The organism is Mesorhizobium sp. M1050, assembly GCF_040318715.1.
Classification (GTDB): Bacteria; Pseudomonadota; Alphaproteobacteria; order Rhizobiales; family Rhizobiaceae; genus Mesorhizobium.
The window spans coordinates 144,019-165,486 of the sequence record NZ_JAMYMV010000004.1; the positions used below are offsets into that span (position 1 = coordinate 144,019).

The following is a 21,468-nucleotide window of genomic DNA, read 5'->3' on the forward strand; positions in this document are numbered from 1 at the left end:
ATCCACGGGCGGAGCAAGGACCACAGCGACGCCGCTCAGACCCGAGGATGGCGAAGTTCGGAGGCTTCTGCTAATCCCGACCGTTTTGTGGCTCCGATGCGTTGATTTGAGCCGTCCTTGGCTGTACCTGTCCGGGAACAAGGGTGGCCAATGGCAGTGATCCCGAAAATCCTCGTCTTCGCCGGCTCGGTGCGCAGCGGCGCCTATAGCGGCAGGACAGCCGACGTGGCGCAGAAGGAACTCGCCATGCAGGGCGCCGAGGTGACCCGCATCTCGCTTGCCGATTATCCCCTGCCGATCCTCGACGAGGATCTGGAAAAGGAAAAGGGCGTTCCCGAAAACGCTGGGAAACTCGGCCGTCTCATCCTTGCCCATGACGGTCTGCTGATCGCCGCGCCCGAATATAACGGCTCCATCCCGCCGTTGCTCAAGAACACGATCGACTGGGTGAGCAGGGTGCGCAGGGACGGTGGCCGGCCGGTGAGGCCGCTGGCCGGCAAGGTCGCCGGCCTCTGCTCGTCCTCCAAAGGACACTTTGCCGGCATCCGCTGCATCAACCATCTGCGCGCCGTGCTGGTGCGTTGCCAGATGCAGGTGGTGACGCCGGAATGCTCGGTGCCCGAGGGCGGCAGCGCCTTCGACGAGGATGGCCATTTCCGTGACGAAAGACTGCATAAATCGATGGAGCTTCTATGCCGCACGCTGATCGAAACCTCGCGCATGCTGTCCACCCGGATCGAGGCATGATCGCCACGACGATGCAGGACCGGCTGATCGTCGGCCTCGATGTTCCGACCGTGAAGGAAGCCGAGCAGGCGGTGCGCGAGCTCGACGGTGTCGTCTCTTTCTACAAGATCGGCTATCAGCTAGCCTTCGCCGGCGGGTTCGACTTCGCCAGGGAGCTGGCCAGCGGCGGAACCAGGGTCTTCCTCGACATGAAGCTGCTCGACATCGACCACACTGTGGCCAAGGGCGTCGAGAACATCGTCAAGATGGGCATGACCATGCTGACCATCCATGCCTATCCCAAGGCGATGGCGGCGGCGGTGGAAGCAGCGCGCGACAGCGACCTTTGCCTGCTTGCCGTCAGCGTGCTGACCTCGATGGACGAGCAGGACATGATCGACGCGGGCTACGAATATGACCCGCACACACTGGTGCTGCGGCGCTCGGAACAGGCGCTGCATGCCGGCATGGGCGGCATCGTCTGCTCGGCGGCGGAAGCCGAAGCGGTGCGCCGCATCGTCGGGCCCGACATGGCGGTGGTGACGCCCGGCATCCGGCCGGCGGGCAGCGACCATGGCGACCAGAAGCGCGTGGTGACACCGGGACAGGCAATCCGCAACGGCGCCAGCCACCTCGTCGTCGGCCGGCCTATCGTCGCGGCAAGCGACCGGCGCGCAGCGGCCGAAGCTATCCTTGACGAAATGCGCTCGGCATAATCCAAAAGAACGACTTCGGAGACAACAAATGCCCAAGGGATATTGGATCGCCCGCGTCGATGTGCGCGACGCCGAAGGTTACAAGGACTATGTCGCCGCCGCCAAGCCTGCCTTCGAGCGCTTCGGCGCGAAATTCCTGGCGCGCGGCGGCCAGCACGAAAAGGCCGAAGGGCCGGGCCGCGCGCGCAATGTCATCATCGAGTTCGAATCGCTCGCCGCCGCACATGATTGCTACCACTCGCCGGAATACCAGCGCGCCGTCGCCATCCGCCAAAAGGTCGCCGACGGCGAAATCGTGCTGGTCGAGGGCGCCTAAATCCGCCTGGAGCAGTTTTGACGAATCGCGGGCGTGACGGACTGCATACCATGGCGAATGGCGCAAACGCCCAGCGCCTTCGTCATCCACGGGCGAAGCAAGGAGCGTAGCGACGCAGCGCAGACCCAAGCATCCATGCCGCGACTTCAAAGCGTTGCAGCGATGTAGAGTTGGGAGGCTTCGGCCAATCTCGAATGCTTATGATGGTCCACCAACGAACGATGAAATCTCGGCCGTCGATAGGCATCCTGTCAAATCCCGGCTGCAGCGCTAATAGCAGGCCTTCAGACGAAATCCTGCGGGTTCACGTCCGCAGTTTGGCGCCGCTAAGCAGGGCTCCGACATCAGGTACATGGCCGGTGCGGTCCATCGCGCAATCAACGTCTGAGTCCGAATAGCCGCATCCAATCTTGCGAGGCCGGATAATTGCCGGTTGACATGCAGGTATTTACCTGCATATTGTCCCTCACAACAGAGTGAGGACGATGGACGCCGACAAGGTTTTCAAAGCGCTGGGCGACCCGACACGCAGGAGGCTGCTTGACCTTCTGTGTGAGCAGAACGGGCAGACGCTCGGTCAGCTTTGCGAACACCTGGACATGGCCAGGCAATCCGCCACCCAGCACCTCGACCTGCTGGAGGCGGCCAATCTGGTGAGCACGGTAAAGCGTGGCCGCGAGAAGCTGCATTTCATCAACCCCGTGCCGCTGCACGAAGTCTACGAGCGCTGGGTGCGGAAATTCGAACGGCAGCGGCTCAGCCTGCTGCACGACCTGAAGCAAGAACTCGAAGGAGACGACCAATGACCACCAAAGAGACGACCAGCTTTGTCTATGTGACCTACATCCGTTCGACACCGCAGAAGGTGTTCGAGGCCATAATCAAGCCCGAGATCGCAAGGCGCTACTGGGGCCACGAGAACGTCTCCGACTGGAAGGCGGGTTCGAAATGGGAACATATCCGCGCCAATGACGAACGGACCCTCGAACTTGTCGGCAAGGTCGTCGAAATCTCGCCGCCGACCCGTCTCGTCATCACCTGGGCGAACGCTTCGCAGGCCGACGATCCGTCGAAGTACAGCCGGGTAACGTTCGGCATCGAGGAATACGACACCATGGTGCGGCTGACCGTCACCCATGACGAACTCGAAGCCGGCAGCGGCATGGCGAAAGGCATCAGCCAGGGGTGGCCGGCCGTGCTGTCCAGCCTGAAATCCTTCCTCGAAACCGGCAGCGGCATCGACATTTCCGCCAAGCCGAAATCGGCCTGATGCCGTTCGATATTGCGCAGAACCAAAGCCAGTGGAGAAAGACAATGGCCAAGCGCTATACCGGCGGCTGTGCATGCGGCGCGATCCGCTATGAAACCAGCGGCGAGCCGATCTTCCAGAATCACTGCCAGTGCATCGATTGCCAGAAGCGCAGCGGCACCGGCCACGGCTCCTATCTGACCTTCGGCCGGCGCGCCGATATGGCAATCACCGGCGAAGCGAGCACCTGGCGGGTAGCGACCGCCAGCGGCAATGAAAAGATCCACGCCTTCTGCCCAACCTGCGGGACGCCGGTCTACCTGACATTCGTCGCCATGCCGGAGTTGATAGCGATCAACGCCACCAGCCTCGACGACCCCAGTGTTTTCGAACCGCAGGTGGTCACCTACACGATCCGCGGCCATGACTGGGACAGGATGGATCCGTCTTTGCAGGCGTTCGAGCGAATGCCGTAGGAAGTTCAGGCCAAGTGTCCGAACGACCGAATTCCAAGATTCGACCCGAACTAGGCGATCAGCCGGTTTGCCGCGGTTTCGGCCATGGCGGCGACGAGCTCGAGGTCCCATTGCTGGCGGCAATAGGCGCGGAAATCGAAGCAAGGCAGGCCGGGGCAGACCTCGAACTCGATGAGGTGGACGGTGTCGTCGGCCTCGACCCTGAGATCGATGGAAAACACGTCGCGCAGGCCGAGCCCGCTCATCAGCCGATCGGCGATCGCGCGAATCCTGGCGTCGGCGACCGGCTGGGTGTCGGCAACCGCAACGAGTTCCGGTTCGGCATAATGTCCCGCCGCTTTCGCCGCCTCTCCGGTGTCGCCGTAAAGCGCCAGGCTGTCGGCCATCGTCTGGAAATCGGCGCCCGAATCGACAAAGGCGACGCCAAGGGCTTCGACCCCGGCGCCCGGCACCAGGCCGAGGAAACTGGCGCGCACATTGCGGCCGGCGACATAGGGCTGGACCACGACATCATCGCGGTAGGCGGCGAACACACGCCGGCTAAGCTTCAGCGCATGGCCGAGGTCCGCCACACGCGAATCCGGCCAGATACCGATCTTGGCGCCAAGTCGGTTGGGCTTGACGAACCAGCCGGCGGCAGACACCGGTGGATTGACCAGCCATTTGCCGTTCCGTGCAAGCCCGGCCTGCGGCACCGGCAGGCCGACCGCGCCAAGCACGGCGCCGGAGCGGAACTTGTCCTGGCAAAGTGCGAACAGCGCATCGTCGGCGCCGATCGTCTTGAACCCGCCCAGTCTCGCCAAAGCGGGTGCGGCGCCGCCCCGGAAATAGGCGATGCCGTCGGTCAGCGTCCAGACCAGCGTCGTGCCGGGATCCTCGCCGGCGAGCACGCCTGCGGCCTCGTCAAGCGCCACCGGCGTGAACGACAGGCCGCGTGCCTGGCAGGCGCGGCCGAGTGCTTCGAATTCAGGGGCGAGATCGGTCGACTGCGCCAGATAGGACGCGATTTCGGTGGCACGCTCCGGTGCGTGACCGTCGGCGACCAGACGATCGAAGCAGGCCTTTTCCGGCTCATGGACGAGGATCAGTCTTGGCTTGCGGCTCGGCATGAGATCAACGCTTCCCGGCGGTGCGATCGCCTACCATCGCACGGTGAAGGCAATCGGCTCTCGCGAAACCGACACGGCGCGGGCGCCTGCACGACAGCACACGGGCCGACAGCAGAATGCCAGTTCAGGCGATCACCACGCGCGGCTCGAAGCGGCCGTTGACGGGGATGTCGAGCAGGAAGGTCATGCCTGCCTGCGGATCGAGCTGGCGCTGCTTATCGTCCTTACCCTTCCAGGCGGAAGTCACCGCCAGCCGGTCGGCGTTCTTGCCGACGAAGGCCGGGCAGGATGGCTGCGTCACCGGCATCGGGATTTCGCGCAGCAGCGCGCCTTCAGGCGAATAGGCCTTGACCACCTTGCCGCCCCAGACGGCGTTCCAAAGCACGCCGTCGCGGTCGACCACCGAGCCGTCGACAAAACCCTTGGACGAGCGGTGATCGACGAAGATTTTCGGTTCGCCGATGGGCAGGCCGGTGGTCGGGTCGCAGGCGACGCGCATCAGCAGGCCGGTCGAAGTGTCGGTGTAGTAGGCGAGCGCGCCATCTTCCGAAAAGCAGATCGAATTGGAGACGGTGATGTCGGAAAACAGCTTGCGCAGCTCACCCTTGAAAAACCAGTAGATCGAGCCAGCGCCCTTGCTCTCGTCCTTGGCCATCGTGCCGACCCAGAAGGCGCCGCAGGGATGGACGCGCGAATCGTTGGAGCGCGTGAGTGGATTGTTGGCCTCGACAGCTGTGTGCAGCGTCAGCGCGCCTGTCCCCACGTCGCGAACAAAAAGGCCGGTCTCGGTGGCGATCAGCTGGCGCTTGTCATCAATGACGGCGATGGCGCTCGCCATCTGGCCAAGCTCGTGGATCTTGAGCGCGCCGGAGGCGACGCCTTGCTCCAGCAAAATGCCGTTGACGATGTCGAACCAGAACAGCGCATCGGTGGCGGGATCGTAGCTCGGCCCTTCGCCGAGCTGGCAGATATGATCGGAGAAAACCGAAACCTCGCCCATCACACGTCTCCGCCGAATGCTGCATCCCAGGCCGTCACCGCCGCCTGAGCCCGCGCGGCCACGTCGTCGACGCTCATGCCCGGCTTGAACAGGCTGGAACCCAACCCGAAGGCCGTCACGCCCGACGCCTTGTAGCCGGCAAAATCTTTTTCAGAGACGCCACCGACGGCGCCGACTACCGTTTGCGCCGGCAACACCGCGCGCATCGCGGAAATACCGGCAGCACCCAGCACGCTCGCCGGGAAGAACTTCAGCGCCGAGGCACCGAGCCGGATCGCCTGGAAGGCTTCGGTCGGCGTGAACACGCCGGGCATGGTGACCATGCCGTAGTGCATGGCGCGCGCCATCACCTCGGCATCGATGTTGGGGCTGACTAGCAGCCTCCCACCAGCCTTGTGCAAGCTGTCGACATCGGCTGGCGTCAGCACCGTGCCGGCGCCGACCAGGGCCGTTTTCGGAAGCGCTTCGACGATCCCGGCGATCGAGGAAAACGGCTCCGGTGAATTGAGCGGTACTTCGATCGCCTCGATGCCGGCGTCGAACAATGCCTGGCCGATGGCGATCGCCTCAGTCGGTTTCAGCCCACGCAGGATGGCGACCAAGCCGCGCTTGAGCTTGGGAAAAGGTGCGGTCTGGCTCATGAGGCTGCTCCAATTCTGGCGATCATGCCGTTTTCGCGCGCCGCCTCGACGAGACCGGTACGCACCGCTTCGTCGGCATCGACGACCCGGACTGCAAGCCCGGCGAGGCCGAGCGCCTCACTGTAAAGCGCGGCAAGCGCGCCGGATGCCACCAGCACGACGGACTCCGCGCCGGCGCCGTGACGACGGCTGGCCGAGGCGATTTCGCCACCGATCAACAGCCCGGACAGGCAGGCTGCGGCATCGTCGGCTTTCAGGTCCTGAAGCAGGCCGGCGGCGCGAATGGAAAACAGCCGCGAGGTGACATCGCCGCCTTCGGCCAATGCGGTTTCGCACCAGCGGCGGAAGAACGGATTGTCTGCCGTGACGGGCTTGGGATGTTCGCCGAGTGAATGGCGCAGGATCGAGTGCGCGGCAAGCACGGAAAACAGTTCGCCGGTCGGCCAGGTGCCGAAACCGGTGACAGCGCCGTCCTCGACCAGCACCCATTTTGAATGGGTGCCGGGCATGCAGACCAGCTGGCGCCCCTTGGCCGGCAGGCCGGCACCGGCAAGCTGCGTTTCCTCGCCGCGCATGACGTCTGGCGCATCGGCCAGACGCTGGGCAAGACCCGGAACGATGCGGATGTCGCGGCTATGGCCGGGCACCTTGGCAGCGCCGCCGAGAATGGCACTGAGCGGCGCCGGCACGGTGACATAGGGCGCTTCGATCCAACCTTGGCGGGAGCCGGCCATGCCGCAGATGATCACGGGCAGCGCCGCCGGCGCCGCCAAAGCCGCCAGATGCCCTTCAAGGATGGTCGAAAAGCCCTTTTGCTGGGCGGTGATCAGGCCATCGTCGCCGCGGCGTTCGGCAAGTACCTTGCCTTGCCCGTCGATCAGCCAGGCCCGCATGCGGGTCGTGCCCCAGTCGACGGCGGCTACCGCCGGTGCGTTGCTGGCTGGGCTCACAGGAAACCTCCATCGACGATCAGCATCTGCGCGGTCAGCATGCGCGACGCGTCCGAGGCTAGGAACAGCACCGTGCCGACGATGTCGTCCGGCTGCATCACTTGCTTGATACACTGCTTGGCGACATGGGCGGCAAGCGCCTGTTCGGTCACCCAGAGCTCCTTCTGCCGCTCTGTGATCACCCAGCCGGGCGCAATGGCGTTGACGCGGATGCCGTCGACGCCGAGCTTGCCGGCCAGCCCCTTGGTCAGACCCAGGATGCCGGCCTTCGCGGCCGTGTAGGACGGCATGTCGGGGTGGTTGATCAGATAGGATGTCGAGGTGAAGTTGATGATCGAGCCGCCGCCGGCACGCTTCATGCCCGGCGCCACCGCTTGCGCGGTGAAGAAATGCGGCCGTAGATTGATGGCCTGATTGTTGTCCCAGAATTCGACCGTCACGTCCTCGACGGCGTGGCGTTCGTCCCATGCGGCATTGTTGACGAGCACGGTGACATCGCCATGCGCCTCTGCCGCCCTGGCTGCCGACGCCCGCAGGGCCTCGACGTCGCGCAAATCTGTCTTGAGATACAGCGGCCGCCGGCCGGACTCTTTCTCGATACGGTCGGCAAGGAGCGTGCTTGGACCGTCGGCGATGTCGATGAAGGCGACATTGGCGCCCTGGCGCACAAAAGCCTCGGTCAGTGCCGCGCCAATCCCAGAGCCGCCGCCGGTGATCAGCACCGAGGCGCCTTCCAGGTCGGCAAAATTCGCCGATGGCATCATATCTTTTCTCTCCGAGCGTGACCGGCGCGCATCCTAGCCACGCAAGGCGCGCCGGCAAGGGCGAACGGTCGGATTTTTGGGCTAATGTCAGACAAAACGACAATGCGCCGCACCGGATTGCTCTTGGAGATTGCCGGTCAGATCGCCTTGGCGCGCAGGGCGCCGCGGAAGGAATCGCGGAGATAGCCGAGCGTGGCGTCGGCATCGACCGGCTTGCCGAACAGATAGCCCTGGCCGCCGGCGCAGCCGAACTGGACCAGGCGATCGGCTTGCGCTTCCTGCTCGATGCCTTCGGCGACGACGTCCATGCCGAGCCCCTCGCACATGGCAAGAATAGCGCGGATGATGTGTTCGGACGGGCGATCGTCGAGAATGGACGAGACGAAGGCGCGGTCGATCTTGAGCTTGTCGAAATGGAATTCGCGCAAGCGGCCGAGCGACGACTGGCCGGTGCCGAAATCGTCGAGCGAAACGCGGATGCCGACGCGGCGCAGGTCTTCGACGATCTGCGCGGCCGAGGCCGGGTCGTTCATCAGGCCAGTCTCGGTGATCTCGATCTCCAGCCGGCGCGGATCGAAGCCGGTACGATCGAGGATCGCCAATATGTGCAGGCCGGTGTTCTGGTCAACGAGCTGCGAGGGTGACAGGTTGAACGACAGGAACAGGTCCTTCGGCCAGCTCCGGGCCGCCTCGGTCGCCTTGCGCAGCACCAGCTGCGACAGCGGGCCGATGATGCCGCGCTCCTCGGCGATGGGAATGAAGACGGTTGGCGGCACCGATCCGAGATCGCGATCGGTCCACCGCGCCAGCGTCTCGAAGCCGATGGTGCGGCGCGTGTTGAGGTCGACGATGGGCTGGAAATGCGGCTCCACCTCGCCGGCCGAGACAGCCCGGCGCAGCGCCTGTTCGATGCGGGTGACGCGCTTGGCCGCCTCTTCCATCTCGCGGGTGTAGACGACGACGCGGCCACGGCCGGAACGCTTGGCGTGGTAGAGTGCCGTCTCCGCCTTGTTGATGAGGATTTCGGTGGTTTCGTCGCCCGAAGAAAACAGCGAGCAGCCGACCGAGGCCGAAAGCCTGGCAGTGCGTTCGCCGACATCGTATGGCGCCGACAGGATCTCGATCAGCATGCGCGACTTTTCGGCCGCCGCTTCCTCGCTGAACACCATCGGATAGAGAAACGCAAATTCGTCGGCGCCGATGCGGCAGACCGTGGAGTAGCCGTCCATCGAGGCGCGCAGCCGCATCGCGACCTGGATCAGGATGTCGTCACCGGCCTTGTGGCCGAACAGGTCGTTGATCGGCTTGAAGCCGTCGAGATCGAGAATGCCGACGGTAAAGGGCGCGGGATCGTCGGCACGGTCGCTTATCAGGCGATCGACCTTGTCGAAGAAGCGGCGATGGTTGCCAAGCCCGGTCAACGGATCTGTGAACGCCAGATCCGTGCTCTCCCTGTTTGCCTGACCGGTGCCAAACGAAGTTTGCATCGGTGTCCCTGTTTTGTGTCGTCGGAATTTATTGCGAGACTGGCAGCAAACCCTTTAGGAAACGTATCGCCAAATGGATTTTTCACGGGTAAAGCGCATCACCTTCGGGAAGGCCGACGTGGGGCGTGTCAAGCCGTTGTTTTCACGCGCACATCTCCGTCGTTTGCCGCCACCGGATGACCCGGCGCCTCGCCTTGTCTGCACATGGCCGGCAAGATCAATGCCGGCCTGGCTTTGCGACTTGCTTATGCCAATCCTGGAATGTCGCGATTGGCAGACGGACAGTGAGCCTGTACAGGCAAGACAGTCGTCCCATCCGAGTCCACCGGAGACCGCCATGAAGCTGAAAATCGCAGTCCAGATGGACCACATCTCCACCGTGTCGATCGCCGGCGACACCTCGTTCGCGCTGTCGCTGGAAGCGCAGCGGCGCGGCCACCAGCTGTTCCACTACACGCCCGACCGGCTGTCGCTGCGCGACGGCAAGGTGTTTGCCCGCATCGAGGAAATGCAGGTGCGCGACGAGAAGGGCAGCCACTACTCGCTGGGCGAGAGGGTGCGCACCGATTTGTCGGAGATGGACGTGGTCCTGCTCAGGCAGGATCCGCCCTTCGACATGAACTACATCACCACCACGCATATCCTCGAGCGAATCCATCCGAAGACGTTGGTGGTCAACGACCCGGCCTGGGTGCGCAACAGCCCGGAAAAGATCTTCGTCACCGAGTTTCCCGACCTGATGCCGGACACGCTGATCACCAAGGACCCGCTGGAAGTGGCCGCCTTCCGCAAGGAGTTCGGCGACATCATCATCAAGCCGCTCTACGGCAATGGCGGCGCCGGCATCTTCCATCTGCACGAGGCCGACCGCAACCTTGCCTCGCTGCTCGAAATGTTCGGCCAGATGTTCCGCGAGCCCTATATCGTGCAGCGCTACCTGAAGGACGTGCGCAAGGGCGACAAGCGCATCATCCTGGTCGACGGCGAACCGGTCGGTGCCATCAACCGGGTGCCGGCCGAACACGATTCCCGCTCCAACATGCATGTCGGCGGCCGCGCCGAAAAGACCGAGCTGACGGCACGCGAGCGCGAGATCTGCGCCCGTATCGGGCCATCGCTGAAAGAGCGCGGCTTCATCCTCGTCGGCATCGATGTCATCGGCGACTACATGACCGAGATCAACGTGACCTCGCCGACCGGCGTGCGCGAAGTGCAGCGCTTCGGCGGCGCCGACATCGCCAGCCTGTTCTGGGACGCGATCGAGGACAAACGGAAGTAACCGTCTTCATTTCGTCTTAGCTTGGCATTGCAACCGAGCTCTGTCCGGCTGCAACCTACGCGCTCATGCGTTCCTGTAATGTTCTTGATTTGGCCGGGAAATTGTGATTGTCTCGCCAAAGGGGCTCCAACGCCCTAATGGCGCGGGCTCGGGCAAGCCCACATTCGGGGTGGGCAAATGGTGGCGCGGGTTCGCACGGTCGCTTTCCAGGGCATTGAGGCCGTGCCCGTCGACGTGCAGGTGATGATCGCGCCTGGCAAGGTCAACATGCATATCGTCGGCCTTGGCGACAAGGCGGTGGCCGAAAGTCGAGAGCGGGTGCAGGCGGCGCTTCATGCCTCGGGCCTGTCGATGCCGTCGAAGAAAGTCACGGTCAATCTGGCGCCCGCCGACCTGCCGAAGGAAGGCAGCCATTACGATTTGCCGATCGCGCTTGGCCTGATGGCGGCATTGGGCGCCATTCCGGGCGACATGCTGGCCGGCTACGTCGTCCTTGGCGAATTGTCGCTTGATGGCACGATTGCCGCGGTCGCCGGTGCCTTGCCGGCGGCCATCGCCGCCAATGCAGAGGGCAAGGGACTCATCTGCCCGTTTGCCTGCGGGCCGGAAGCGGCCTGGGCGGGCAAGGAAATCGACATTCTGGCGCCGCGCAGCCTGATCGCCATCGCCAATCATTTTCGCGGCACGCAGGTGCTGTCGCGGCCGGAAGCCGGCATCCACGCCGCGGCACGCGACCTGCCCGACCTTGCTGACATCAAGGGCCAGGAGACCGCCAAGCGGGCGCTGGAAGTGGCGGCGGCCGGTGGTCATAACCTTTTGATGATCGGTCCGCCCGGCTCGGGCAAATCGATGCTGGCACAGCGGCTGCCGTCGATCCTGCCGCCGCTGGCGCCGAAGGAATTGCTTGAGGTCTCGATGATCGCCTCGGTGGCGGGCGAACTCGGCGAAGGCAAGTTGACCGACCGGCGGCCATTCCGCGCCCCGCACCATTCGGCTTCGATGGCGGCGATGGTCGGCGGTGGCGTACGTGCACGGCCGGGAGAAGTGTCGCTTGCCCATCACGGTGTGCTGTTTCTCGACGAGTTTCCCGAATTCACGCCGCAGACGCTCGATGCCTTGCGCCAGCCGCTCGAGACCGGCGACTGCATGATCGCGCGCGCCAATCATCGCGTCACCTATCCGGCGCGCATCCAACTGGTCGCGGCGATGAACCCTTGCCGGTGCGGCATGGCTGGCGAGCCGGGCTATCGCTGCCTGCGTGGCGAGCGTTGCCGCACCGACTACCAGGCGCGCATCTCGGGCCCGCTGCTCGACCGCATCGATCTGCGGATCGAAGTGCCGGCGGTGTCGGCAAGCGATCTGATCCGGCCCGACCGGGCGGAGAAAAGCGCCGAAGTGGCGCTGCGCGTGGCGCGCGCCCGCACCATCCAGCGCGAGCGCTTCGAACGGCTCGGCGCCACCCGCGCCACCACCAACGCGCATTGTGCGCCCTCGGTCATCGAGGAGATCGCCATGCCTGACGCCGCCGGCCTGTCACTGCTCAAGGACGCCAGCGAGAAGCTCGCCTTTTCCGCCCGCGCCTATCACCGGGTGCTGAAGGTGGCGCGCACGCTGGCCGATCTCGACGCCAGCGAAGCCGTCGGCCGCATTCACCTGGCGGAGGCAATTTCCTACCGCATGAGTTCGGAGCGCATGGCGCAGGCGGCTTGACGGGCAGGTGAGGCACCGCTTTCCCGGAGAAGGTGGCAAATCCTATAGGGACTATCTTGCGCGCTGTGAGCGCGCCGGAACCCAGCCATGAGCACTCGCATCGAAGACATGAGAAACCTTGGACCAGCTACAGCGCGGATGCTGGCGGAAATCGATGTTCTCTGTGAGGAGGATTTGCGCGGTTTAGGCGCGGTTGAGGCTTATCACCGTCTGAAATTCCGGTTCGGACAGCATATAACCATCAACGCGCTCTATGCGATGGAGGCGGCGATCCGCGGTTGTGACTGGCGGGCGCTCGACAGCGGAACCAAGGAGCATCTGCGTCGGCAGGCCCGCTATGCGACCGCGCGGCAAGCCGACCCTGCCGAATGAGCATTCACATCAACGGTGACGTTGGGTCTGCCGGCGTCGCATGGGCGTCGGACACTTCCGGTGCTCGCCTGAATATCAAGTGAACCAGCAGGCCGACGTATCCCACCTGAAGTATGACCATTGCTAGAATGGCCCAACCGAACGCCACCCAGACCGATCCGGCTTCAATGTAGGCCCAGATCGCCACCGTGATCGTGGTGGCGGACATGCCCACCAGGAACTGCGGAAAATACATCGTTTTGCCACCCGCTCGACCAGCCGCTAGTTAAGTTTTCACTAATTTAGCCAAATTGCAAGCTTACAGGACCAAGCTGCGCGCCTCGTCACGATGGCCGATGCCTCGCCGGCTTCCGCGATCACGCCATAACGGGCCCCTTACAAATCGGCCATGTCTGCAGTGCGGCGGACCTGATTGTCCGCTTGGCCGGCGTCCGCATCACCCAACGGCCCCCACCGGACGGGCGTCGGCCATTTTTCTCACCCCTTCACCGGAAGGATGGCCGTTATCGGCGCCCGACTAAGGTCTTGGCTGTTGCATTGGATGTTCCTTAGCTTAGACAATACGAATATGATTGGGTTTGGGGGTGTCGGCAATGTTCATCGACTACTACGAAATCCTGGAAGTTAGCCCGAACGCCAATTCAGAAACGCTGGAGCGAATATTTCGCTATTTTGCGATGCGCTATCATCCAGACAATCAACAGACCGGCGATGAAACCCGCTTCAGCGAAATCGTAGAAGCGCACAATACGCTCAAGGATCCGGTAAAGCGCGCTCAATACGACATCGCGTACAGGGATAATGCCAGCCTTCGCCGTGAATTGACCGAGGAAGCAAGCAGCACCAAAGGCATCGAGCGGGATGTCGTGATCCAGGCCAAACTCCTCTCGCTGCTTTACGCGAAGCGCCGGCACGACGTCACCAATCCCGGGATCGGAGATGTAGAACTCGAACGCCTGTCAGGCTGCCCGCGAGAACACCTGGAATTTCATCTCTGGTACCTGAAAGCAAAAGGCTGGATAGCAAGAGTGGAAAATGGAACGATCGCGATTACGGTAGAAGGCGTCGATCGCGCCAACTCCGAACACCGTCGCGATCCCGTCGTTCGGCTCCTGGACCACAGAGCCTCCTGAGGCCTTGTCGCTGGCTGGAAACCCAGGTCGAATATCCGCCGCCCCATTCACGGCAGCGGCAGGCCGCTTGTGGCTGTTCAGCCCTGCTTCGCCTTCAGCTCCAGCCGGCGCGCGTGCAGAACCGGTTCGGTGTAGCCATTGGGCTGGACGCGGCCTTTGAAGACCAGATCGCAGGCGGCCTGGAAGGCGATCGAGGTGTCGAAGTCGGCGGCCATCGGATGGTAGAGCGGGTCGCCTTCGTTCTGGCGATCGACGATCGCAGCCATGCGCTTCATCGTCGCTATCACCTGGTCCTGTGTGCACACACGGTGATGCAGCCAGTTGGCGATGTGCTGTGACGAAATACGCAGCGTGGCACGGTCTTCCATCAGGCCGACATCGTTGATGTCAGGCACTTTCGAACAGCCGACGCCCTGGTCGATCCAGCGCACGACGTAGCCGAGAATGCCTTGCGCGTTGTTGTCGAGCTCCTTCTGGATGTCTTCGGAAGACCAGTTCGGCCGCACCGCGACCGGCACCGACAGGATATCGTCGAGCTTGGCCTTGGGCCGGGTCTTGAGTGCTGCCTGCACGGCATGGACATCGACCTTGTGGTAGTGCGTGGCATGCAGCGTCGCCGCCGTCGGCGACGGCACCCAGGCGGTGTTGGCGCCGGCCTTGGGGTGGGCGATCTTCTCGGCCAGCATAGCAGCCATCAAATCAGGCATCGCCCACATGCCCTTGCCGATCTGTGCATGGCCGGCCAACCCGCATTCGAGGCCGGTGTCGACATTCCAGGCCTCGTAGGCGGAAATCCACGCGGCCTGCTTCATGTCGCCCTTGCGGATCATCGGACCGGCTTCCATCGAGGTGTGGATCTCGTCGCCGGTGCGGTCGAGGAAGCCGGTGTTGATGAATACCACACGCTCTTTCGCGGCACGGATCGCTTCCTTGAGGTTGACGGTCGTGCGCCGCTCCTCGTCCATGATGCCCATCTTGATGGTGTTCTTGGTCATGCCGAGCAGGGCTTCGACACGGTCGAATATCTCGACGGCGAAGGCGATTTCCTCCGGCCCGTGCATCTTGGGCTTCACCACATACATAGAGCCGGCGCGGGAATTGGCGCGGCGGCCATTGGGTCCGACGTCATGCAGCGCGATCAGCGCCGTCAGCGCCGCATCCATGATGCCTTCCGGCACCTCGTTGCCGTCGCGGTCCGTTATCGCCCGATTGGTCATCAGGTGGCCGACATTCCTGACCAGCATCAGCGAGCGGCCTGGCACGGTCAGCGTGCCGCCTGTGGGCGCGGTGTAGGAGCGGTCGGGATTGAGCCTGCGGACAAAACTCTTGCCGCCCTTGGTGATCTCTTCCGCCAGATCGCCCTTCATCAGTCCGAGCCAGTTGCGGTAGACGACGACCTTGTCCTGCGCATCCACCGCCGCGACCGAATCCTCGCAATCCTGGATGGTGGTCAACGCCGATTCCAGGATGACATCGGCGATGCCTGCCGGGTCGGTGCGGCCGATCTGGTTGTTGCGGTCGATCACGATCTCGATGTGCAGGCCGTTTCTGACCAGCAGCACGGCACCGGGATTGGCGGCATCGCCGCGATAGCCGACGAATTGTTTGGGATCGGCAAGCGTCGTCGAGCCGGCACCGGCGCCAAGCTTCAGCGCGCCATTGGCCACCGACAGGCCATTCACGCCTGCCCACTTGCCCGAGGTGAGCGGGGCAGCCTCGTCGAGAAAGCTCTTTGTCCAGGCGACGACCTTGGCGCCGCGCGCCGGGTTGAATTTCCCGCCCTTCTCGGCGCCGTCCGTCTCTGGGATCGCGTCGGTGCCATAGAGCGCGTCGTAGAGCGAACCCCAGCGCGCATTGGCGGCGTTCAGCGCATAACGCGCATTCATCACCGGCACCACCAGCTGCGGGCCGGCAACGACGGCGATTTCCGGGTCGACATTGCCAGTCGACACGCTGAAGGCTGGACCTTCGGGGAGGAGATAGCCGACCTCCCTGAGGAAGGTTTTGTAGGCCTCCATGTCGACGGGCGCGCCGTTGTCGCGATACCAGCCGTCGAGCTTTTCCTGCATGGCGTCACGTTTTTCGAGCAGCGCCCGGTTCTTCGGCGCCAGATCGTGGACGATGGCTGAAAACCCGTTCCAGAACGCGTCCGCTTCGATGCCGGTGCCGGGTAGCGCTTCCCTGGCTACGAACTCATGCAGCTCGCGGGCGATCCGCAATCCGGCGATCTCGATGCGATCGGTCATCAGGCTACTCCAGATGAAAGGGTTTGCGGGCCTTTGGCATGTCAGGTTTGCCGGGTCAATTCAGCTTAGGGTGAAGGTGGCGTTTTTGCAGCCTTCGTCATACCAAAGCGAAACGATATCTCATGGCACAGGTGGCCATGCTAATCGCATACATATCGTCAATTTTCTCATTCCAGTAAATCCGGCCTTATACATTGTATGTCAAATGAGGCAGGCATTTTGGGAGTATGCCGATGTTGAGATTTGCCTGGGTTACTGTTGTTTCACTCGTTGTTGCATTCGCGAGCGCCGCTCCCGTCGCTGCTGCAGATGTCGAGTTCGTCGGCACATGGCGGCAGGTTTACTCAACGGGCGGCAAATGTGCCGATTGCACGGTGGTTATCCGCAGCGGTCCAGGCCTTCAGGTCGATGCGAGCAATGGGTGGACCGCCGATCTGAAAGCGAAAATGATAAGTGGGGAACAGGCCTTGATCGGAAACGGCAGTTGGCCCGGGTCGGCATCGGCGGGCGCCAAGGCCAGAACCTTGTCGGCAGCCTTCAAGATTCGTCAAGATAAGCTGCTTTTGATCATGCAGATCATCGACCCGAACGGCAGTCGAATACGGGTGCACGCAGTGTTCGAGCGACTTACCGTGCCGAAATCTTCCATCTGACGGGTGCTATGCGCATTTGTTCAAATGCGCCAACGCGCTCACACCGCAATCCTTGGCCGGCCCGCGGCAACCGCCACCACATGGGCCTCGATGAACATGCGCTGGGCTTCGACTGTGGAAACGCGGAATTCGGTCGTGACATCAATCTCGGCGCTGTCGGTGCCGGCTTCCTTCGCGCGCGCCGCGACGATGGCGCGGACATCGGCCTCGGCCGCCGCGATCGCTGCCGCCTCGTCGAGGAAATCGCGCACGGTTTCACCCGAGGCAAGGCGAAACAGCCCTTCCCTGGGCTGGCTGACCCGCGCCTCGGCCGACACCCTGACCTGGCCGACGACGGCGCCGAGCGCGTTGGCGACATCGGTATCCTCAGGCACCACGCAGTCATTGCCGATCAAGGGCGGCAGCCCGGCATAGTGCAGCGGCGCCGAGGCGCCGAGGCCGATGACCGGGCGGTCGAGCGCCACGCTCAGCCGGGCAATGCCGGGATGCGCGTCGACCGCGCGCTGCACCAGCGCGTGCGCCACCGTCGAGGCACCATCGAGCCCGTCCTCGGCAAAGGCGGTTTCGAGGATATATTCGGCCGACCAGCGGGTCAGCGTCACCAGCACCCGCTCCGAGATCACTTCGGGCGAAGCGGCGATGAACTGGCCACGGCCGTCGCGCTTGCGCGCGAACAGTTCGGCGCCGAGACGCGCGGCAACCGGATCCCAGTTCGCCTGCTTGCGCAGCACATGGGCGGCATCCGACGGGGTGAAGCCGGCGATATGCACCAGCCCGCGCGACACAAGCCGGTTGAGCGTTGCGTTCTGCGCGTTCGAGGTCAAAAGCCTGTCGATGGCGAGCGGCGTGGCACCGATCATCTCGTAAAGCCTGGCTTCGGCGCCGGTGAGACCGGCGGCGAGCCGGTCCGGCACGCCGGTGCGCACCGCGAAGCGGCCGTCCATCCGGCCGGGATTGGGCGCTCGCAGCTGGCGCTCCAGCTCCGATGTGACTGCGCTGCCATGCGCCATGCCGGCCAGCGCCAGTGGTACCAGGCGGCGCGGCCCGAGCAGGATCCTTGGGTTGAGCGCGCCATCTTCCAGCGTCACTTCGGAATCGCCACCGAGGCCGAAGGTGCGCATGGCGACAGCCTCGACCATGGTGCGGAAGCCGCCGACGGTGGCGCCTTCCGGATCGAGCCGCGGCCGGCCGCCATCGAGCACGGCGACGTCGGTGGTGGTGCCGCCGATATCGGACACCATCGCATTGTCGAGCCCGGTCATGTGGCGGGCGCCCACCAGGCTGGCGGCCGGGCCGGACAGGATGGTCTCGATCGGCCGCTGGCGGGCGAACGCCGCCGAAACCAGCGCGCCGTCGCCACGCACCACCATCAGGGGTGCCGCGATGTTGCGCTGCTCGAGGAAGCCTTCGGTCGCCGCCACCAGCCGGTCGATCATCGAGATCAGCCTGGCATTGAGCAGCGTCGTCAGCGCCCGGCGCGGGCCGCCGAGCTTGGCAGACAGTTCGTGGCTCGATGTGACCGGCAGGCCGGTCGTTTCGCGGATCAGCTCGCGGGCGGCGATCTCATGCGCCGGATTGCGGGTCGCAAAATAGGCACAAACGGCAAAGCCGGACACCGAGGCGCCGAGTTCCGGCAGCGCCGCCTCCAGTCCGGACAGATCGAGTTTGGCGGCATTGCCGTGCACGTCGTGGCCGCCCGGACAAAACACCACCGGGTCGGTGCCGAGTGCGGCTTTCAGTCCGTCGCGGGCGAGGTCTCCCTCCGAAAAGCCGATCATCACCAGCGCGACGCGGCCGCCCTGGCCCTCGACCAGCGCGTTGGTGGCAAGCGTCGTCGACATCGAAACCAGTTTGATGGCGGCGGGATCGGTGCCGGCCTTCTGCAACACCGCATCGACGGCGCCGGAAATGCCGACGGCGAGATCATGCCTGGTGGTCAGCGCCTTGGCCTTGGCCAGCACCTTGCCCTTGTTGGGCTCCTCTTGCTTGCCTTCCGTCTCGGACCATAGCACGGCATCGGTATAGGTTCCGCCGGTGTCGATCCCTAGGAACAGCGGCTTTGGCTTGGTCTTGGCGGTCATCGTTTGGCGGCGGTCCGGCTGGCGAATTTATCTGCCCCTGCCCTTAGCCGATACAGGCCGGGCGATAAAGCCGCGACCGCTGGGCCAACACGCGATGGCCGTGATGAGGATTTGATCTCCCCCTCCGGGAGAGATCGCCAGCTTTGGCCGCAACGCTGCAACCATCTCCCGCCGGCGTCGAAAAGTCTGCGCGCCGTGCCGAAAGAAAGTCTAGCGAGATGCCGCTATTTCGCCGCGACAGTGCCCTTCATCGAGCTATGGATCGCACAATGGAACGGGTGTGCGCCGGCAGCTGATATCTTGACCTTGGCGCTCTTGCCGGTGGCGAGATGGCCGGTGTCGAAGGAGCCGTCAAGTGCGGTGGCGGTGTGCGTCATCGGATCGGCATTGGTGAAAGTGATGGTATCGCCGACGGCGACCGAGATTTTCGACGGGTTGAATTTCATGCCCTTGATCTGGACCGCATGATTGGCTGCGTAAGCGGGCATGGCAAAGGCAAGCAGAGCGAGTACGAGCATGGTGCGCATGATGGATTCCTCCTGAGCGCGGACCCTCATCCTACACTAACGCTGGCGAACTGTCTTTCATGCCACGAAGCCGATCTTTTTATGCGTACCGTCGCAAAACGGCTTGTTGGCGGAATGGCCACAGCGGCAGAGGAAGGTACGTTGCGTACGATCGACTGTGTGGCCGGTGCCGGTGACGATCTCGACATTGCCTTCGAGCTTGAGCGGGCCGTTGGTGGTCGGCGTCACCGTCAGCGGGCCGTTCCTTGCCTCCAGCGCCGGCGTGTCCTTCAGCGGCGGCTCGCCGGTGGCGGCAAAACCTGATTTGTTGTGGCTGCCGTCGCAGAACGGCTTGTTTTCGGACGCGCCGCAGCGGCACAGCGTGGCGCGGTAAAACGTTTCGCCGTCGAGCACGATCTCGGCATGGACCGCCAGCGGGCCGTTTTCCCGCAGCCGTACGGTGTTGACCACTGGCGGCTGCTCCTGCGGCCCGCCATCCTTCCTGACGTAGGTGATGGCGCCCGAGGGGCAGCTTTCGGCGATGGCGACGATCTTCTCGACGCTTGCCGCCTCGGGATGAATCCACTGGCCCGGTGCGTTGGGCACGAAGACATGCGGATCGCCGAGCACGCAGTTTCGCGAATGGATGCAGCGCCTGCCGGAGAACCCGACGTCGATCTTGTCGCCTTCGACCATACCGGCCATTGCCGTGCTCCTTCTGCCTGGCGCGCGTCGCGTCAACCAACGCGGCGCGCTCTGGGTATTCGCGCAGGCTAGGGGTTCGGCAGGATAACCGTCAAGCTGGCAACCCGGTCAGGGGACCAAGTCGATCTCCTCGGTTTCGCCGCCGTTGCAGGTATAGCAGCAATCCTCGCATTTTTCCTTGTTGCCGGGGCCGACACCCCAATAGGTCCCTTCGTCGCCATCGACCCAGGCGCCATAGCAGATCGATTCGCCGGCGTTGCAGGATATCGGCAGCTGCTTGGTCTCGCCGTCATCGAGGTAGAAATCCTTGTCGTTACCCGGCCAGACATAGTCACGGTCCTGGCTGTACAGTTCGACGCGCATGGCATTGGGATGGCCGTTCTTGATGGAAAAGGTGACGTCGTCGGCATGTGCCGCCGGCGCGAACGCCATGACGAGAGAAAGCGCGACCAACGTGCGGCGCGCGTAGGTGTAAAGCATGGTAACCCCCTGAAGTAGCGGCCCATCCGGCCGCGCGGCGACCATCGCATGCTGTGGTGAATCGCTAAAGGGATGATTGCAACAATTCCCGAACTGATTTTGGGGATATCGGCGTGCGTCTCCCCTATGGCACCAGATCGATCGTCTCGGTCGAGTGCTCCACGCAGAAGAAGCAGCAGGTGTCGCAGGGCTGGTCATTGTCCGGTCCGACGCCGGCGGAAATGCTGTCGTTGCCTTCGACCCAGGCGCCATAACAGATGTGTTCGCCCTGATTGCACGAGAGCGGCACGGATTTCTGCGAGCCGGGGTCGATCAGGAACACCTTGTCGTTGCCCGGCCAAACCGTTTCGCGGTCGCGGCTGAACAGTTCGACCGCAACCGCTTCCTTGCGCAGGTTCTTGATGAAGAAAGCCATGTCGGCGGCCTGAGCCGGGGCGGTGAAGACCAAGACCGCAAGCACAGCCATGCGAAACAGCGTCACGGTCTCGATCTCCCGAATCATCGCGGCAGAATCGCATGCAAGCAGGGAACTGGGAAGCCGCGACGCCGACGATCTCCTGTCCAAGACTGCGACGATCTCATCGGCATCCTTCGCCTCAATTCCGCCCATTAACAAAGTCGTAAGGAGTTGCTTAACCGTTCACGGCTATGTCACGGCCGGGGGGTCTGACAAAGTGAGCATGATGAGCAACAGCCCCGACAAGCGCAATGAATGGCGCGCGATTTTTTATGTGCAAGCCCGCGTTGCAATCCTGTTTGTCCCGGTCGTTGCCAGCCTGCTGATCATCGCGGCACTTGCCGGCAACGAACGCAAATCCGTTCCCGATATTGACCGGACCGTCACGGGCTCCGTGCGATAAAACGGCCTG

At 63.5% G+C, this 21,468-nt stretch carries 25 protein-coding genes; 12 read left to right on the plus strand and 13 right to left on the minus strand.

Annotated features, from left to right (window positions below; translation table 11 throughout):
* Positions 1–150 precede the first annotated feature (150 nt).
* From NKH57_RS04000 to NKH57_RS04025, 6 genes are all read left to right on the plus strand, one after another.
* On the plus strand, positions 151–747 hold the full coding sequence (locus tag NKH57_RS04000) for an NADPH-dependent FMN reductase (RefSeq protein ID WP_352941901.1): 597 nt from the start codon (positions 151–153) through the stop codon (positions 745–747).
* Entirely contained in the window at positions 744–1,442 is a 699-nt protein-coding gene (gene pyrF, locus NKH57_RS04005; RefSeq protein ID WP_352941904.1) for an orotidine-5'-phosphate decarboxylase, read from the plus strand. The genes NKH57_RS04000 and pyrF overlap by 4 nt, the downstream gene beginning before the upstream one ends.
* A gap of 28 nt (positions 1,443–1,470) precedes the next feature.
* On the plus strand, positions 1,471–1,758 hold the full coding sequence (locus NKH57_RS04010; protein WP_352608664.1) for a DUF1330 domain-containing protein: 288 nt from the start codon (positions 1,471–1,473) through the stop codon (positions 1,756–1,758).
* 485 nt (positions 1,759–2,243) lie between these two features.
* Positions 2,244–2,564, plus strand: coding sequence for an ArsR/SmtB family transcription factor (locus NKH57_RS04015; protein WP_352608663.1), 321 nt, complete (start codon positions 2,244–2,246; stop codon positions 2,562–2,564).
* Complete coding sequence (locus NKH57_RS04020; protein WP_352941907.1) at positions 2,561–3,028, plus strand: SRPBCC family protein; 468 nt, start codon at positions 2,561–2,563, stop codon at positions 3,026–3,028. Before NKH57_RS04015 ends, NKH57_RS04020 begins: the two co-directional genes overlap by 4 nt.
* 44 nt (positions 3,029–3,072) lie before the next feature.
* Positions 3,073–3,483 (plus strand): GFA family protein, encoded by a 411-nt coding sequence (locus NKH57_RS04025; RefSeq protein WP_352941910.1) that lies wholly within the window; start codon positions 3,073–3,075, stop codon positions 3,481–3,483.
* A 50-nt stretch (positions 3,484–3,533) separates the two neighbouring features.
* On the opposite strand, the gene NKH57_RS04030 is transcribed toward NKH57_RS04025, so the two are convergent.
* The 6 genes from NKH57_RS04030 to NKH57_RS04055 form a co-directional block, all read right to left on the minus strand.
* The gene (locus tag NKH57_RS04030) at positions 3,534–4,592 is read right to left on the minus strand and encodes a D-alanine--D-alanine ligase family protein (RefSeq protein WP_352941913.1); all 1,059 of its coding nucleotides are present in this window, start codon (positions 4,590–4,592) and stop codon (positions 3,534–3,536) included.
* Positions 4,593–4,716: 124 nt separating this feature from the next.
* Positions 4,717–5,592 carry an SMP-30/gluconolactonase/LRE family protein gene (locus NKH57_RS04035; RefSeq protein ID WP_352941915.1) on the minus strand — a complete coding sequence of 292 codons (876 nt, stop codon included), beginning with the start codon at positions 5,590–5,592 and terminating at the stop codon, positions 4,717–4,719.
* The gene (locus tag NKH57_RS04040) at positions 5,592–6,233 is read right to left on the minus strand and encodes a 2-dehydro-3-deoxy-6-phosphogalactonate aldolase (protein ID WP_352941918.1); all 642 of its coding nucleotides are present in this window, start codon (positions 6,231–6,233) and stop codon (positions 5,592–5,594) included. The genes NKH57_RS04035 and NKH57_RS04040 overlap by 1 nt, the downstream gene beginning before the upstream one ends.
* Complete coding sequence (locus tag NKH57_RS04045) at positions 6,230–7,183, minus strand: 2-dehydro-3-deoxygalactonokinase (RefSeq protein WP_352941921.1); 954 nt, start codon at positions 7,181–7,183, stop codon at positions 6,230–6,232. Before NKH57_RS04045 ends, NKH57_RS04040 begins: the two co-directional genes overlap by 4 nt.
* On the minus strand, positions 7,180–7,947 hold the full coding sequence (locus tag NKH57_RS04050) for an SDR family NAD(P)-dependent oxidoreductase (protein WP_352941923.1): 768 nt from the start codon (positions 7,945–7,947) through the stop codon (positions 7,180–7,182). Before NKH57_RS04050 ends, NKH57_RS04045 begins: the two co-directional genes overlap by 4 nt.
* 137 nt (positions 7,948–8,084) lie before the next feature.
* A complete protein-coding gene (locus NKH57_RS04055; protein ID WP_352941926.1) occupies positions 8,085–9,434 on the minus strand; it encodes a putative bifunctional diguanylate cyclase/phosphodiesterase in 1,350 nt (449 codons plus the stop codon).
* A 337-nt stretch (positions 9,435–9,771) separates the two neighbouring features.
* Here NKH57_RS04055 and gshB point away from each other — a divergent pair, with 337 nt between their 5' ends.
* The 3 genes from gshB (at position 9,772) to NKH57_RS04070 (ending at position 12,795) form a co-directional block, all read left to right on the plus strand.
* A complete protein-coding gene (gene gshB, locus NKH57_RS04060) occupies positions 9,772–10,713 on the plus strand; it encodes a glutathione synthase (protein ID WP_352941929.1) in 942 nt (313 codons plus the stop codon).
* A gap of 177 nt (positions 10,714–10,890) precedes the next feature.
* Entirely contained in the window at positions 10,891–12,423 is a 1,533-nt protein-coding gene (locus NKH57_RS04065; RefSeq protein ID WP_352941931.1) for a YifB family Mg chelatase-like AAA ATPase, read from the plus strand.
* Positions 12,424–12,510: 87 nt separating this feature from the next.
* On the plus strand, positions 12,511–12,795 hold the full coding sequence (locus NKH57_RS04070) for a TfoX/Sxy family DNA transformation protein (RefSeq protein WP_352941934.1): 285 nt from the start codon (positions 12,511–12,513) through the stop codon (positions 12,793–12,795).
* Between the two features lie 4 nt (positions 12,796–12,799).
* Here NKH57_RS04070 and NKH57_RS04075 read toward each other — a convergent pair whose 3' ends face one another.
* Complete coding sequence (locus NKH57_RS04075) at positions 12,800–13,030, minus strand: exopolysaccharide production repressor protein (protein WP_352608651.1); 231 nt, start codon at positions 13,028–13,030, stop codon at positions 12,800–12,802.
* Positions 13,031–13,388: 358 nt separating this feature from the next.
* On the opposite strand from NKH57_RS04075, the gene NKH57_RS04080 reads away from it, so the two are divergent.
* The gene (locus NKH57_RS04080; RefSeq protein ID WP_023762635.1) at positions 13,389–13,928 is read left to right on the plus strand and encodes a J domain-containing protein; all 540 of its coding nucleotides are present in this window, start codon (positions 13,389–13,391) and stop codon (positions 13,926–13,928) included.
* Between the two features lie 77 nt (positions 13,929–14,005).
* Here NKH57_RS04080 and NKH57_RS04085 read toward each other — a convergent pair whose 3' ends face one another.
* Positions 14,006–16,174: a malate synthase G gene (locus NKH57_RS04085; protein ID WP_352941937.1), complete on the minus strand. Its 2,169-nt coding sequence runs from the start codon at positions 16,172–16,174 to the stop codon at positions 14,006–14,008.
* Between the two features lie 233 nt (positions 16,175–16,407).
* Here NKH57_RS04085 and NKH57_RS04090 point away from each other — a divergent pair, with 233 nt between their 5' ends.
* On the plus strand, positions 16,408–16,827 hold the full coding sequence (locus tag NKH57_RS04090; RefSeq protein ID WP_352941940.1) for a hypothetical protein: 420 nt from the start codon (positions 16,408–16,410) through the stop codon (positions 16,825–16,827).
* A gap of 38 nt (positions 16,828–16,865) precedes the next feature.
* Here NKH57_RS04090 and NKH57_RS04095 read toward each other — a convergent pair whose 3' ends face one another.
* From NKH57_RS04095 to NKH57_RS04115, 5 genes are all read right to left on the minus strand, one after another.
* Positions 16,866–18,908 (minus strand): hydantoinase/oxoprolinase N-terminal domain-containing protein, encoded by a 2,043-nt coding sequence (locus NKH57_RS04095; RefSeq protein ID WP_352941942.1) that lies wholly within the window; start codon positions 18,906–18,908, stop codon positions 16,866–16,868.
* A gap of 224 nt (positions 18,909–19,132) precedes the next feature.
* Positions 19,133–19,435, minus strand: a complete 303-nt coding sequence (locus NKH57_RS04100; protein WP_023762630.1) for a cupredoxin domain-containing protein — start codon at positions 19,433–19,435, stop codon at positions 19,133–19,135.
* A 57-nt stretch (positions 19,436–19,492) separates the two neighbouring features.
* The gene (locus NKH57_RS04105; protein WP_352941945.1) at positions 19,493–20,119 is read right to left on the minus strand and encodes a CDGSH iron-sulfur domain-containing protein; all 627 of its coding nucleotides are present in this window, start codon (positions 20,117–20,119) and stop codon (positions 19,493–19,495) included.
* Positions 20,120–20,227: 108 nt separating this feature from the next.
* Entirely contained in the window at positions 20,228–20,599 is a 372-nt protein-coding gene (locus NKH57_RS04110) for a hypothetical protein (RefSeq protein WP_352486111.1), read from the minus strand.
* A 124-nt stretch (positions 20,600–20,723) separates the two neighbouring features.
* A complete protein-coding gene (locus tag NKH57_RS04115) occupies positions 20,724–21,080 on the minus strand; it encodes a hypothetical protein (RefSeq protein WP_352941948.1) in 357 nt (118 codons plus the stop codon).
* On the opposite strand from NKH57_RS04115, the gene NKH57_RS04120 reads away from it, so the two are divergent.
* Entirely contained in the window at positions 21,064–21,459 is a 396-nt protein-coding gene (locus NKH57_RS04120) for a hypothetical protein (RefSeq protein ID WP_352941951.1), read from the plus strand. The two genes, NKH57_RS04115 and NKH57_RS04120, sit on opposite strands and share 17 nt — an antisense overlap.
* Positions 21,460–21,468 lie beyond the last annotated feature (9 nt).

Bases quoted from the DNA above. Each gene is read 5' to 3' on its own strand.
- NKH57_RS04000 (WP_352941901.1), top strand. From the start codon at position 151: ATGGCAGTGATCCCGAAAATCCTCGTCTTCGCCGGCTCGGTGCGCAGC.
- pyrF (WP_352941904.1), top strand. From the start codon at position 744: ATGATCGCCACGACGATGCAGGACCGGCTGATCGTCGGCCTCGATGTT.
- NKH57_RS04010 (WP_352608664.1), top strand. From the start codon at position 1,471: ATGCCCAAGGGATATTGGATCGCCCGCGTCGATGTGCGCGACGCCGAA.
- NKH57_RS04015 (WP_352608663.1), top strand. From the start codon at position 2,244: ATGGACGCCGACAAGGTTTTCAAAGCGCTGGGCGACCCGACACGCAGG.
- NKH57_RS04020 (WP_352941907.1), top strand. From the start codon at position 2,561: ATGACCACCAAAGAGACGACCAGCTTTGTCTATGTGACCTACATCCGT.
- NKH57_RS04025 (WP_352941910.1), top strand. From the start codon at position 3,073: ATGGCCAAGCGCTATACCGGCGGCTGTGCATGCGGCGCGATCCGCTAT.
- NKH57_RS04030 (WP_352941913.1), bottom strand. From the start codon at position 4,592: ATGCCGAGCCGCAAGCCAAGACTGATCCTCGTCCATGAGCCGGAAAAG.
- NKH57_RS04035 (WP_352941915.1), bottom strand. From the start codon at position 5,592: ATGGGCGAGGTTTCGGTTTTCTCCGATCATATCTGCCAGCTCGGCGAA.
- NKH57_RS04040 (WP_352941918.1), bottom strand. From the start codon at position 6,233: ATGAGCCAGACCGCACCTTTTCCCAAGCTCAAGCGCGGCTTGGTCGCC.
- NKH57_RS04050 (WP_352941923.1), bottom strand. From the start codon at position 7,947: ATGATGCCATCGGCGAATTTTGCCGACCTGGAAGGCGCCTCGGTGCTG.
- NKH57_RS04055 (WP_352941926.1), bottom strand. From the start codon at position 9,434: ATGCAAACTTCGTTTGGCACCGGTCAGGCAAACAGGGAGAGCACGGAT.
- gshB (WP_352941929.1), top strand. From the start codon at position 9,772: ATGAAGCTGAAAATCGCAGTCCAGATGGACCACATCTCCACCGTGTCG.
- NKH57_RS04065 (WP_352941931.1), top strand. From the start codon at position 10,891: ATGGTGGCGCGGGTTCGCACGGTCGCTTTCCAGGGCATTGAGGCCGTG.
- NKH57_RS04070 (WP_352941934.1), top strand. From the start codon at position 12,511: ATGAGCACTCGCATCGAAGACATGAGAAACCTTGGACCAGCTACAGCG.
- NKH57_RS04075 (WP_352608651.1), bottom strand. From the start codon at position 13,030: ATGTATTTTCCGCAGTTCCTGGTGGGCATGTCCGCCACCACGATCACG.
- NKH57_RS04080 (WP_023762635.1), top strand. From the start codon at position 13,389: ATGTTCATCGACTACTACGAAATCCTGGAAGTTAGCCCGAACGCCAAT.
- NKH57_RS04085 (WP_352941937.1), bottom strand. From the start codon at position 16,174: ATGACCGATCGCATCGAGATCGCCGGATTGCGGATCGCCCGCGAGCTG.
- NKH57_RS04090 (WP_352941940.1), top strand. From the start codon at position 16,408: ATGTTGAGATTTGCCTGGGTTACTGTTGTTTCACTCGTTGTTGCATTC.
- NKH57_RS04095 (WP_352941942.1), bottom strand. From the start codon at position 18,908: ATGACCGCCAAGACCAAGCCAAAGCCGCTGTTCCTAGGGATCGACACC.
- NKH57_RS04100 (WP_023762630.1), bottom strand. From the start codon at position 19,435: ATGCGCACCATGCTCGTACTCGCTCTGCTTGCCTTTGCCATGCCCGCT.
- NKH57_RS04105 (WP_352941945.1), bottom strand. From the start codon at position 20,119: ATGGCCGGTATGGTCGAAGGCGACAAGATCGACGTCGGGTTCTCCGGC.
- NKH57_RS04110 (WP_352486111.1), bottom strand. From the start codon at position 20,599: ATGCTTTACACCTACGCGCGCCGCACGTTGGTCGCGCTTTCTCTCGTC.
- NKH57_RS04120 (WP_352941951.1), top strand. From the start codon at position 21,064: ATGCGAAACAGCGTCACGGTCTCGATCTCCCGAATCATCGCGGCAGAA.